Source organism: Bradyrhizobium sp. 172 (assembly GCF_023101065.1).
In the GTDB taxonomy this organism is placed as follows: Bacteria; Pseudomonadota; Alphaproteobacteria; order Rhizobiales; family Xanthobacteraceae; genus Bradyrhizobium; species Bradyrhizobium canariense_D.
Map to the genome: position 1 here is coordinate 652,291 of NZ_CP064701.1, position 12,306 is coordinate 664,596.

Annotated in this window: 9 protein-coding genes; 6 read left to right on the plus strand and 3 right to left on the minus strand. The window is 64.1% G+C overall.

Going from position 1 to position 12,306, the window contains the following annotated elements; all coding sequences use genetic code 11:
- The first annotated feature begins 83 nt into the window (after positions 1 to 83).
- The 4 genes from IVB07_RS02990 (at position 84) to IVB07_RS03005 (ending at position 5,950) form a co-directional block, all read left to right on the plus strand.
- On the plus strand, positions 84 to 1,169 hold the full coding sequence (locus IVB07_RS02990) for an efflux RND transporter periplasmic adaptor subunit (RefSeq protein WP_247360863.1): 1,086 nt from the start codon (positions 84 to 86) through the stop codon (positions 1,167 to 1,169).
- Positions 1,166 to 4,204, plus strand: a complete 3,039-nt coding sequence (locus tag IVB07_RS02995; protein ID WP_026232448.1) for an efflux RND transporter permease subunit — start codon at positions 1,166 to 1,168, stop codon at positions 4,202 to 4,204. The genes IVB07_RS02990 and IVB07_RS02995 overlap by 4 nt, the downstream gene beginning before the upstream one ends.
- Positions 4,205 to 4,419: 215 nt before the next feature.
- Positions 4,420 to 5,328: an alpha/beta fold hydrolase gene (locus IVB07_RS03000; RefSeq protein ID WP_247767489.1), complete on the plus strand. Its 909-nt coding sequence runs from the start codon at positions 4,420 to 4,422 to the stop codon at positions 5,326 to 5,328.
- 76 nt (positions 5,329 to 5,404) lie between these two features.
- Positions 5,405 to 5,950, plus strand: a complete 546-nt coding sequence (locus tag IVB07_RS03005) for a hypothetical protein (RefSeq protein ID WP_018453052.1) — start codon at positions 5,405 to 5,407, stop codon at positions 5,948 to 5,950.
- 660 nt (positions 5,951 to 6,610) lie between these two features.
- Here IVB07_RS03005 and IVB07_RS03010 read toward each other — a convergent pair.
- Positions 6,611 to 8,632 (minus strand): YgiQ family radical SAM protein, encoded by a 2,022-nt coding sequence (locus tag IVB07_RS03010; RefSeq protein WP_018453053.1) that lies wholly within the window; start codon positions 8,630 to 8,632, stop codon positions 6,611 to 6,613.
- A gap of 266 nt (positions 8,633 to 8,898) precedes the next feature.
- Here IVB07_RS03010 and IVB07_RS03015 point away from each other — a divergent pair, with 266 nt between their 5' ends.
- The gene (locus tag IVB07_RS03015; RefSeq protein ID WP_162847272.1) at positions 8,899 to 9,063 is read left to right on the plus strand and encodes a hypothetical protein; all 165 of its coding nucleotides are present in this window, start codon (positions 8,899 to 8,901) and stop codon (positions 9,061 to 9,063) included.
- A 6-nt stretch (positions 9,064 to 9,069) separates the two neighbouring features.
- Here IVB07_RS03015 and IVB07_RS03020 read toward each other — a convergent pair whose 3' ends face one another.
- Together IVB07_RS03020 and IVB07_RS03025 are read right to left on the minus strand one after the other, a co-directional pair.
- Entirely contained in the window at positions 9,070 to 9,735 is a 666-nt protein-coding gene (locus IVB07_RS03020; RefSeq protein ID WP_018453055.1) for a GntR family transcriptional regulator, read from the minus strand.
- A gap of 8 nt (positions 9,736 to 9,743) precedes the next feature.
- Positions 9,744 to 11,156, minus strand: a complete 1,413-nt coding sequence (locus tag IVB07_RS03025; RefSeq protein WP_247360868.1) for an FAD-binding oxidoreductase — start codon at positions 11,154 to 11,156, stop codon at positions 9,744 to 9,746.
- Positions 11,157 to 11,337: 181 nt separating this feature from the next.
- Between IVB07_RS03025 and IVB07_RS03030 the strand changes: the two genes are divergently transcribed.
- Complete coding sequence (locus IVB07_RS03030) at positions 11,338 to 12,222, plus strand: dihydrodipicolinate synthase family protein (protein ID WP_018453057.1); 885 nt, start codon at positions 11,338 to 11,340, stop codon at positions 12,220 to 12,222.
- Positions 12,223 to 12,306 lie beyond the last annotated feature (84 nt).

The window sequence follows — 12,306 nt, forward strand, 5'->3', positions numbered from 1 at the left end:
AACTACGCGGCCGCTCCGAACGGTCGAATTCGGCAGGACTCGAGGAATGCCCGATGATCCGACATCTCGCGCGATTCACCGCTTTGGGCCTCCTTGTCGTCGGCCTGCAGGGCTGTGGAGAGAAGAAGAAGGAAGCGAACGAACAGCCTGTCCGCGGTCTGCGCGCCTACAAGGTCGCTGCGACAGCCGAAAGCCGTGTTCGGCGCTTTCCGAGCGTGCTGCAGCCGGCCGACGTCAGCAGCCTCTCGTTCGAGATCGGCGGGCAGTTGAAGACCGTTGGCCTCACCGTCGGCCAGAAGGTGCAACTCGGGGACGTCCTCGCCGAAATCGACCCGAGATCGCTGCAGAGCCAGGTGGACCAGGCCAGCGCCGGTGTGCAGCAGGCGCAGGCGCAGCTCGACAACGCTCAGTCGGACTTCCAGCGCAAGGAAGAGCTCCTGAAGCGGGGCGTCTCCACCCAAGCGGCTTTCGAACAGTCGAACGCCACCCTGCTCAGCTCCAGGGCCCAAGTTGACCAGGCACGGCGCCAACTCGAATTGGCCAACCAAAACCTGGACCGGAGCAAGCTGCTGGCCCCCTTCGCCGGGACCATCTCCCGGGTCGAAGTCAAATCGTTTGCGCAAGTCGCTGCGGGGCAGCCGGTGGCCACGCTCTACAGCGACGACAGCTTCGAGATGTCCTTTCTGGTCCCGGCCGCGACTTTCCAGAATCTAAAGGTTGGAGCCAAGATTGCGGTCAAGGTCGCCGACAAGCCTGACCTGCCGCTCAAGGGCGAGATCAAGGAGCTCGGGTCGAAGGCGGAGCAAGTGTCGGCCTTCCCGGTTGTCGTCCGGCTCGAGAACACCGCCCCGGGTCTGAACGCCGGCATGTCGGTCGAGGTCACGATCGAAGAGCCCTTGGTCGTGGGTCGCAGCGGCTTCCTCGTCCCGCTCAGCGTGCTTGTGCCCGACGGCGGAAGGGTGCTGCAGAATACCGGGACCGTGTTTGGTTACGACGAGGCAAGTTCGACTGTGAAGAAACGCACCATCACCGTCGGCGGGATCCGGGACAATCGCCTGGTCGTCGTGGAGGGCGTCAAGCCAGGCGATATCCTGGCCTCGGCCGGGGTGTCGTACCTCGCCGACGGACAGAAGGTGAAGCTGCTTCCCTTGGAGGACGCCGCGCCGTGAATCTCCTCACCCGATTCGGACTTGCACGGTCTCGATTCACGATCATGGCCATGATCGGGCTTCTGATCGCCGGGATCGGGCTCTATCCGAACTTCCCGAAGCGCGAAGACCCCGTGATCGTCATCCGGACTGCGGTCGTGTCGGCCCTCTTCCCGGGCATGGCCCCCGAGCGGATGGAAAATCTAGTCGCGATTCCCATCGAACGAAAAGTACGCGAGCTCGCCGAGGTCAAGGACATCAGGACGCTTGCGGGCGAAGGATCCCTGACGATCTATGTCGACTTGAAGGACGAGGTCGCGAACGTCACTGCCACCTGGCAGCGGCTTCGCGACAAGATGGCCGATGCTAAGGTCGAACTGCCCGACGGCGTCGTTGGACCCTTTGTCAACAGCGACTTCGGCGACGTTGCGATCGCCACCATCGCCATCACGGGCGAAGGCTTTTCGCCGCGCGAGCTGAAGGATGCGGCCGAGGATTTCCGGAAGAAGCTGTACCAGATCGCCGGCATCTCCAAGGTCGAGCTTCACGGCGTACAGGACGAACGGGTCTGGCTCGAACTCGATACCCGGAAGTTGGCCGCGATCGGCGTTCAGGTGAACGCTTTGATCAAGGACCTACAGGGGCAGAACGTGGTGCTGCCGTCCGGCAACATCAACGCGGACGGCACGCGCCTCCTGCTGGAGACCTCCGGAGATTTCCCGAACGTGCGGGCGATCGAGACCATGCTGACCCGTGTGGGCAGCACCGACAGCCTGGTCCGGCTCGCTGACATCGTCACTGTCCGCCGGGATTACGTCTCTCCAAAGGTTAAGCCGATCTATTTCAACGGCCGTCCTGCTGTAGTCCTCAGCGTGATCATGCAGCCGGACCAGGATGTCACCCAGATCGGTGTCAAGCTCCGTACGGCGGCACGCGAATTTGAGCAGCGGCTCCCGATCGGCTTCGCCCTCTCCTTCCCCACCTACCAGGCCGATCAGGTCAGCGCCTCCGTCAATTCGGCCCTCTCCAGCGTGGCCCAGACCTTCGTCGTGGTGGCCGTGCTGGTGGTGGTCTTCTTGGGCCTGCGGGCGGGCACCATCGCCGCGATGATCGTGCCGTTCGCCGTGATGTTCTCGTTGATCGGGATGCGGGCTCTTGGGATCGCGCTTGAGCAGGTCTCGATCGCGGCGATCATCATCGCGCTCGGTCTGCTGGTCGACAATGGCGTCGTGATCGTCGAGGACATCGTGAGCCGGATCGGCCGCGGAGTGCCTCCCGAGGAGGCCGGATTGGCGTCCGGAGCACAGTATGCGCTGCCGCTCCTGATCTCTTCGATCACTACGATAGCGGCGTTCTTGCCGCTCATGCTGCTGTCCGGAGCGTCCGGCGAGTATGCGTTCTCGCTCGCGGCCGTGGTGGCGCTCACGCTTGGGGGATCCTGGATCACGGCGCTGTACATCCTTCCCGCTTTGACCGTGTGGCTCATCGGCCGGCGAGCCGGCTCCGGAACGGAGGATGCCGCGCCCTCACGGCTGCAGCGGCTCTATGCCACCGCGCTCGGCCGGGCCTTGCGCTTCTCGCCCATCGTCCTCGCCGGTTGCGTCGCGCTGGTCGTGATCGCGCTTACACAATTCCCACGCATTCCAAAGGAGATGTTTCCGCTCAGCGAACGGAGCCAGTTTCTGGTCTACATGAACATGCCTGACGGGACCGACATCTCGCAGACCGAAGCTCGCGCGCGCGAGATCGAGCGATGGCTGGGCGACAAAACGGCCAACCCTGAAATCTCCAGCCAGATCCTGTACGTCGGAGATGGCGGCCCGAGGTTCTACCTCACCTTGACCCCCGTCCCTCCGGACCCGGCGTCCGCTTTCTTCCTGGTCAATACCACGGACTATCAAGGCGCGGTGCGTGCGGCCGATCGCGCCTGGAAGTATCTCTACGCCAACCATCCGGAGGCAAGCTTCAAAATCAAGCGGCTGGCCATGGGCGCGGTGGAATCCGGCGTCGTGGAGCTCGAGATCTCGGGGTCCGATGGGGACCGGCTGCTTGGCTTCAGCGAACGGGTCCGATCCCTGCTGCAGGCGGCTCCGGACGTGCGCGAGAACGACGACGATTGGGGCAACAAGATCGTCAAGGTGGTCGTCGAGATCGACCAGGACCGTGCCCGCCAGCTCGGGGTGACCTCGGAGGAAGTGACCCGACTGCTGAACACCTACTTCAGCGGCACCGCGGTCTCGATATACCGCGAAGGCGACAACGCCATCCCCATCGTACTGCGCGCCGGCGCCTACACCTCGCAGAGCCTGGAAGGCCTCACCAGCGCCACCTTCGCGAAGAACGGCGGGCTTATCTCGCTGGCGCAGGTCGCCAGGCTGAAGCCCGGGTTCGACTTCGCGCGGATCCGCCGCAAGAACCAGGAACGGACGATCACGGTCACGGCCCGCAGCACCTCCCTGACGGCCGGGCAGCTACTGGAATCGATCCAGCCCCGGCTCGACGAGATGGACATGACCGGCGGCTATCACGTGACCGTGGGGGGCGAGATCCAGAAAAGCGCCGAGACGAACCAGAAGCTGGCCGCCGGCTTTCCCGTCGCGCTCGCCGTGATGGTGCTGGCGATCATCCTGCAATTCAACTCCTTCCGTCGTACGCTCCTGACCTTCGTCAGCATACCGCTGATCCTGATTGGCATTCCGTTCGGGCTGTTGGCGACGGGACAACCGCTCTCGTTCTTCGGCACGCTGGGCATCATCAGCCTGTCGGGGATCATCATCAACAACGCCATCGTGCTGATCGATCAGATCGACATCGAGCGCGAGACGCTCCCGCTGCGGAAAGCCCTCGTCGCTGCGTCGGAAAAACGGCTTCGTCCGATCCTCCTGACGTCCGCCACCACGGTGCTCGGGCTCGCACCGATGGCACTGGCCGGCGGCGCGTTGTGGCAGCCCATGGCGGTGCTCATGATGTCGGGACTAGCCGTCGCATCCGTCCTGACACTCTTCTTCGTGCCGGCAGGATACTTTCTGCTGTTCCGCTCGGCTAAAGGAGCCTGACTCCCTTGTGGCGCGCGCCCCTCAGCCATGGCGAAACCGGGAAGATCTGCCGGTCAACCCTCGGCCTCATCGTCTTGGCGCTGTGCTGCTGCGCCTGCAGCCGCGTGCCTCTGGACACGCTGCTACCCGTCGGACAGGTCGAAGCGGAAGGCGTGTCGGTCGTCCCGCTGCTGGTGGCAACGACGCGCAACCGAACGGCTGCCGGAAATGCAGCGATGTTCGACAGCGAACGGGCGGACCAGGTGAACTACGCCTCCATCGCCGTTTCCATCCCGCCGGACGCATCGCGCACTGTCGGTCAGGTTCAGTGGCCGACTTCCTCGCCCGGGGATCCACGACTAAACTTCGTGACGGTCTCGGCCGAAGCGGCCGAAAAACCGGCATTTGGCGCTGCGCTGGCGGCGGCCGCAAAGAAGCCGCGAGCACGTGGAAGAGTCCTTGTATTCGTCCATGGCTTCAACAACAGGTTCGATGAAGCCGTGTACCGGTTCGCCCAGATCGTTCATGATTCCGGAGCGCCGGGGGCTCCCGTCCTGTTCTCCTGGCCGTCGCGGGGGTCCGTCAGCCTGGAAGCCTACAAGGAGGATGCGGAGAGCGCGGCGCAGTCTCGAGATGCATTTTCGCAAGTGCTCGATGCGATCGCCGCTACTCCGAACGTCAAGGAAGTGACCGTCCTGTGTCACTCGATGGGGTGCTATCTCACGTTCGAAACCTTGCGCGCGCGAGCGATAGCTGGCCGCATTGGGGCCAAGATCAAGAACGTGCTGTTCGTTGCGCCCGACGTAGACGCCGACAGTTTCCGTACGCAATTGCACGACATGGGAGCGGTACGGCCACGCTTCGCATTGTTCGTGTCGCGGGACGATGCCCCATTGAAGCTATCGAAGTCTCTCCATGGAGGCGCAATCCGCCTCGGCGGCATCGATCCGGACCAAGAGCCGTATGCCGCTGAATTTCGGCGGGAGGGCGTCGAGCTATTCGATTTGACCCGCCTGCATGGACGCGCTCATTCGCGAGCGTTCGACGACGTGACGACCGTCATGAGTATGATCCAGGCACGCCTTGTCGGCGAGCAGCAGGGTACGGGCGGCGTCTCGAGGCGCCAGGGAGCCGCGGTGCGATGATACGGTGGAGTGGACTCGCATTGCTCATTCGGAAGGCATCGGCCGAAATCGAAACCCAATCAGTTGGAAGGCGCCCTTGATCAAGCGCGGAGAAACACCATCCGATTCCATAGCTGAGGAAATCCCTGAGCCCCTGGCAGAGCCGATTTCCCATTCTTCCGCGGGGCGCGGTGTGCTCACCTACCTGCTCTTGATGGCGGTCCAATTGTTCGGATCGGATTTCATCGTATGGAAGGGCCTGCCGGCCTTCCGGGAGCTAGTGCTCGCGCCTGGTCAGCAGCCGGCCAATACGCCCTATGACGACAATCTGACCCTTGCTGTTCTCATGCTTATGCAGGCGGCTTACTGGTACCGCCTCTTGAAGGTGGCGATCCCGTTCAAAGGCGGACGGCTGTCCCTGAGCCACCTCTTCCTGTTCCTAGGCCGGCTGAACTTCATCTTCGGCAGCGCTGTGTTCTCGATCGTGCTGTTTCGCCACCTTCCCGAACTCGGCCCCGATACCGACGTGGTCTTGATGGCCCGACGTGGGGTGTTGATGGTGATTACGCTGTTCGCGCTGTTCTGCTTCACGTTAGAACTCGAGCGTCTGGGGGATGCACTTGGCGAGAACAAACGAGAGTAGCGCATGCGGCTCGACCGCGCTCTCCACCGAGGTCTGCCGGAGACTATCACCGCTACTACCAGGCCGCCGCGATTACTGTCCAATTTCCTCCTGTGCTTCGGAGGGACCAGGGATCCCGAGCGGAGCGACGCGAAGTCACCGTACTCTGCGATCGCCCCCCTTTAAGAGAGCACTGTCATGACCGCTGTTGGCCCCTAGCTGACTCACAAGGCGGGACTGGCTATGTCCGGTTTCGCGGACAGAGCGGACACCGGCTACCCCGCGAGCTATCGGGTTTACGACTACGCTCCCCAGCGCATCCGGGCGCGCATCGACGCCTGCTGTGTTGAATGGATTCAAGTCGGAGGACGGTTGCTTCGAGCCTCCGCGCGGGACGCGGTGTGAAGCTCGAGGATATCGATACGGAGTAGCGGTTGGGGCTCGCCCTGCCACGCGTGCCGCGACAATGGCATCTTGCGCCTGTTTTGCCCGACGAGTCAATATTTCGTCAAAACATAATTTCGGTTTTTCCGTTATCTCACCCCGCGGATTCAACGGATTCGGCAATCGCCTAAGTCATTGATCCCGCTCATGCCGGCTACTGTGCATGGGGTTGTTTTCGAGGTTTTTGTTTTGAGGGCGACAATGCGAAGCTGAACCGGACCTGATCCGGCTCGCCCGCTACTTCATCACCCGCAAATTCTTGGTCGTGAACCGCTGCGTCTTGCCGTCTGGACGAACCGGCCGCCGCGTGCCGGCGGCCTTGCCGGTGCCGGGCGGCTGGTGCGCGGGGACCAGCTGGTCGGGGCGCGAACCGATCAGATCGGCGCGGCCCATCTCTTTCAGGGCTTCACGCAGCACCGGCCAATTGTCGGGGTCATGGTAGCGCAGGAACGCCTTGTGCAAGCGACGCTGGCGCAGGCCCTTGATCGCCTCGACCTTGTCGCTGCCACCGCGCCGCACGCCGCGCAGTGGGTTGACGCCGGTGTGGTACATCGCCGTCGCGGTCGCCATCGGCGAGGGCAGGAAGGTCTGCACCTGATCCGCGCGGTAGCGGTTCTTCTTCAGCCATAGCGCCAGGTTCATCATGTCCTCGTCGGTCGTGCCCGGATGTGCCGCGATGAAATACGGGATCAAATAGTATTTCTTGCCGGCCTGTTCGGCCGCGGCATCGAACATCCGCTTGAACTGGTTGTAGGCGCCGATGCCGGGCTTCATCATCTTGTCGAGCGGCCCGCGCTCGGTATGTTCGGGCGCGATCTTGAGATAACCGCCGACGTGATGGGTGACGAGCTCCTTGATGTATTCGGGGCTCTCGACCGCGAGGTCGTAGCGCACGCCGGAGGCGACCATCACCTTCTTGATGCCCTTGGTCTCGCGCACCTTGCGATAGAGCCGGATCAGATCGTCATGCGAGGTGTTGAGATTCGGGCAGATCTCGGGGAAGACGCAGGACGGCCGCCGGCACGCGGCCTCGACCTTCGGGTCCTTGCACGCCATCCGGTACATGTTGGCGGTGGGACCGCCGATGTCCGAGATCACGCCGGTGAAGCCCGGCGTCTTGTCGCGGATCTTCTCGATCTCGCGCAGGATCGAGCCCTCGGACCGGTTCTGGATGATGCGGCCCTCGTGCTCGGTGATCGAGCAGAAGGTGCAGCCGCCAAAACAGCCGCGCATGATCGTCACCGAGAACTTGATCATGTCCCACGCCGGGATCTTCGCGTCAACGTAGGACGGATGCGGGGCGCGCGCGTAAGGAAGATCGTAGACGGCGTCCATCTCCTCGCTGGTCAGCGGAATCGGCGGCGGGTTGAGCCAGAGATCGCGATCGCCGTGGCGCTGCACCAGCGGCCGCGCATTGCCGGGATTGCTCTCCCGGTGCAGCACGCGTGACGCGCGCGCATAGGCTTCCTTGTCCTGCTCGACCTGCTCCAAAGCGGGCAGCCGGATCACGGTCAAGCCTTTCGTGCGCGAAGCGCCCTCATCGGCGGAGTCGATATCGTCGGCGTGCAGCTCGGTGTAATCGTCGGGCACGCGGCGGAACAGCGCGACGCCCCTGATGTCGTCGAGCTCGCGCGGCGCCTCGCCGGCGGCGAGACGATTGGCCACTTCGACGACGGCGCGCTCGGCATTGCCGTAGAGCAGCAGGTCCGCCTTGGCGTCGGCCAGCACCGAGCGGCGCACCTTGTCGGACCAGTAATCGTAATGCGCGATCCGGCGCAGCGAGGCCTCGATGCCGCCGAGTACGACCGGGACGCCCTTGAACGCCTCGCGGCAACGCTGCGCGTAGACGACGGTGCAGCGGTCCGGCCGCTTGCCACCTTCGCCGCCCGCGGTATAGGCATCGTCATGGCGCAGGCGACGATCCGCGGTGTAGCGGTTCACCATCGAATCCATGTTGCCGCCGGTGACGCCGAAGAAGACTTTTGGCTTGCCCAATGCCTTGAACGGCTCGGCCGAATGCCAGTCCGGCTGCGAGATGATGCCGACCCGAAAGCCCTGCGCCTCCAGCAGCCGGCCGATGATGGCCATGCCGAAGCTGGGATGGTCGACATAGGCATCGCCCGTCACCAGCACGATGTCGCAAGCGTCCCAGCCGAGCGCATCCATCTCGGCGCGACTCATCGGCAGGAACGGCGCCGGCTTGTGCGGGCGTGCCTGCGCCATCAGGGGTTTTTCGGCGGCGATGATCTGGATGTCCATGGCGCATACGCATAGGACTCCGGGCCTCCGAATACAACCGACGGGCAGGTGAAAGATCCGGTTCCGCGACCGGCAGCCCGGGCGTGCGACCGCGTTAACCGTTCGCGAGCGCCGCCATCAGCTGTCTGCACCTTCTCGGGTCACGCGCAGGAACCAACTGCCCTCGCGAACATTCTGATGCAGGGTTGCGCTGGGCCCGGCTGGCGCGCGCTCGCCTCCGGGGTGTAATATTGCCTCGATGTTCGCCCCTGGCGGATGGGGGAGCCGTGAGTACAGTCATAGAGAACTTGCTGCTCCGAAAGCAGAAGCTGGTTGAGCAGCTCGAGAAGGCGCCCACGGCCGAGGACCGCGACAAAATCGAACACCAGCTCGAACAGATCAACACCGCGCTGGATTTTCTGGACAGGCCCGGCACGAAAAATGCGCGGTAGCAGCGCTCAATCGACCTGCAGCGCTTTGGCGTAGACCACGCCAGAATTGGTGACGTGCGTGGTCATCAGCGTCGCGAAGGCGGCAAACTCGCCGCGGGCGAACAGATCGAGCAGCTTGCGATGCTCGTCGAAAGACGTGCGCGTGCGCACGTCGATCGGCGAAGTCAAATTGGTGCGGAGTGCCGCGACGCGGCTAGATGCGAGCTGATAGGATTCGGCGAGATAGCGGTTGCCGCAATGGGCGAACAGCGCCTCATGGAAAGCGGCATCGGCGCGGCCATAGGCGATGTTGTCCCTGGCTGCAATCGCCGGCTCCATCGCCGCGATCGCCTCGCTCATCGTCGCGATCGCACCGGCGCGATCATGGCGGAAGGCGAGCTCAGCGGCCTTGGGCTCCAGCGCGATCCTGAACGTGCAGAGCGCGGTGATGTCTTCCGCGCTTGGCGTAAAGACAAAACTGCCGACCTGCGGCCGGATCACGACGAGGCCCTGCGCCTGCAGCTGACCCATCGCCTCGCGCACCGGGGTGCGGCTGACGCCGAAGGAGTTTGCCACCATCTCCTCGGAGATGGCGGCGCCGAGCGCGAACTCGCCGTCGATGATGGCCTGGCGCAGCCGCTGCATCACCCGCTGCGACAGCGATTTCGGCGCATCGAGCTTCAGCGATCGCATTGGCTCTCTCAGATCACCTTGCCGGGGTTGAGCAGATGATCGGGATCGAGCGCGGCCTTCAGCGTTCGCATCAGCGCGATCTCGGCCTCGCTGCGGGCATGACCCAGCCACTTCTTCTTCAACGTGCCGATGCCGTGCTCGGCCGAGACGCTGCCGCCCATCTCGCGCACGAGACCGTAAATGATCGCGTCCATCTCTTCCTTCGGCTGCTGCTCGACGGCAAGGCCGGTGACCCAGGAGACGAGATGCAGATTGCCGTCGCCGATATGGCCGTAATAGACGCTTTCGCATCCCTCGACGCCATCAGCCAGCGCCGCCTTGCAGCGCGTGACGAACTCGTCCATCCGCGCCACGGCGAGGCCGATGTCGTAGGAGATGTGCGGACCCAACACCTGGCCGAACTCGGCGCAGATGTCGCGCACGCGCCAGAAGCTTCGCGTCTGCGCCAGCGATTGCGCCACGGCGGCGTCGGCGAGCAGCCCGCGCTCCATCAGCTCTTCGAGCCAGCTTTGGAAGCGCGGTGCGTCGAGGCTCTCGTCGGTGCCCTGCGCTTCCACCAGCACGTAGAGGCCATGGCCTGCGGCGACCGGCGGCTTGACGCCTGCGCGCGACGTGATCACGTCCCAGTAATCCGGCCACATCACCTCGAACGCCGACAGCAGCGGGCCGAGCCCGCTTCGCGCGGCGCCGAGCAGCGCGATCACCGCGGCATAGTCCTCGAGCGCGCAGAGCGCGGCCATGGTCGAACGCGGTTTTGGAAACAGCCGCAGCACCACGCGGGTGATGATGCCGAGCGTGCCTTCCGAGCCGATGAACAGATGCTTCAGATCGTAGCCGGCATTGTTCTTCATCAGCTTGTTGAGGCTAGTGATGATGGTGCCGTCGGGCAGCACGACTTCGAGCCCGAGCACCAGTTCGCGCGTCATGCCATAGCGGATCACGCGATTGCCGCCGGCATTGGTCGAGAGGTTGCCGCCGATGGCGCAGGAGCCGCGCGAGCCGAGATCGAGCGGAAAGAAGAAGCCGGCTTCGTCGGCTGCCATCTGGATCGTCTGAAGCGGCGTGCCTGCTTTCACCGTCATCGTCATCGAGGCCTGATCGATCTCCTCGATCCCGCTCATGCGCTCGAGCGAGATCGCGACCCAGCCTGCTTCAGGCGATGCGCCGCGGCACAGCCCAGTCAATCCGCCCTGCGGCACGAACGGCAGATGCGCCTGCCGGCAGGTCAGAATCGCGTCGGCCACGCCTTGCGCATCGACCGGGCGGATCACCGCGAGCGGCGTTTGCGGCAGGCTCGCGCTCCAGTCGTTGCAATTGCGCGCGGGCACGTCCGGGCCAACGAGCACGGCGGCCGCGCCGAGGCTGTCGCGCAAGGCGCCGAGCAACTGGGTGGGCCGCTCGACCGGGGTCACCATGTCCATGCGAGACCTCCTCGGAATCTGGCTGCGTGTTATGCGCGCCATGACGGCGGAAAGGATTTGCGCCTTTGTTGTATGTAAGGTACAAGCCCGAAAGTAAAGCAAAAACAAGGCTTGCCAAGCTCTGGTTTGATCGTCCGAGACCAGACGCCTGGTCCGAAGCCACAGCAACGGATGGTGCGTGATGACGGAGGCAATTCGCGGGTTCTGGGTGGCTTCGGCGACGCCGCTGGCGACGGACGGCAGCGTGGACTCCGCCAAGCTCGCCGCCCACGGCAAGCAACTCTTCGGTAAGGGCATCGACGGTGTCGTGCTGTTCGGCACCACCGGCGAGGGCACCTCGTTCAATGTCGCCGAACGCGTCGCGACCATCGAAGCCGTGCTCAAGGCCGGCGTTGCGCCGGACCGAATTGGAATCGGCGGCGGCTTCCCCGCGATCGGCGACAGCATCGCATTGACGCGTGCCGTGCTCGGTCTCGGCCTGCGTCACGTGCTGTATCTGCCGCCTTACTTCGACCGAAGCGTCAGCCCTGAAGGCATCGAGGATGCCTTTGCGGCGATCCTCGACGGCGTCGCCGACGATCGCCTGCGTGCCTACCTCTATCATATCCCGCAGATCTCGGGTGTCGCGATCCCGACCGGCGTCGCCGCGAATTTGCGCAAGCGCTACGGCAAGGTCGTTGCGGGCCTGAAAGACTCTAGCGGCGACTTCAAGCAGTTCCAGGCGTTCCGTGCCGCCGCTCCCGAGCTCGCCATCACCGTCGGCAACGAGGTTGACATCACCCGCGCGATCGCCGCCGGCGGTGCCGGCACCATCTGCGGCATGGCCAACATCGCGCCGGAGCTGGTCAAGGCAATGATCGACGGCAAGGATGTCGAAGCACGCATGCAGGCTGCCGTGGACATCGTGGTGAAATCACCATCCTTCCTCACGACGCTGAAAGCCATCCTCGCGGCACAGACGGGCGACGCGAGCTGGCTACGCGTGCGGCCGCCGCTCCGGGCCTTGTCCGACGGCACCGCGCTCAAGCGCAAGCTCGACGAGCTGATGGCTCCCGCGATCGCGTGAGATCGCGGGAAGCCGCGACACGTTGCCGCGAATTCGCGCGCTGCGTGTCGCGGTCGCTGCGCAATCCATCGAGGATTGTCGAAT

What these genes read in the sequence shown, in the direction of transcription:
- IVB07_RS03000 (WP_247767489.1), top strand. Translation starts at nt 4,420, where the DNA reads ATGTTCGACAGCGAACGGGCGGACCAGGTGAACTACGCCTCCATCGCC.
- IVB07_RS03030 (WP_018453057.1), top strand. Translation starts at nt 11,338, where the DNA reads ATGACGGAGGCAATTCGCGGGTTCTGGGTGGCTTCGGCGACGCCGCTG.
- IVB07_RS03010 (WP_018453053.1), bottom strand. Translation starts at nt 8,632, where the DNA reads ATGGACATCCAGATCATCGCCGCCGAAAAACCCCTGATGGCGCAGGCA.
- IVB07_RS03025 (WP_247360868.1), bottom strand. Translation starts at nt 11,156, where the DNA reads ATGGACATGGTGACCCCGGTCGAGCGGCCCACCCAGTTGCTCGGCGCC.
- IVB07_RS03020 (WP_018453055.1), bottom strand. Translation starts at nt 9,735, where the DNA reads ATGCGATCGCTGAAGCTCGATGCGCCGAAATCGCTGTCGCAGCGGGTG.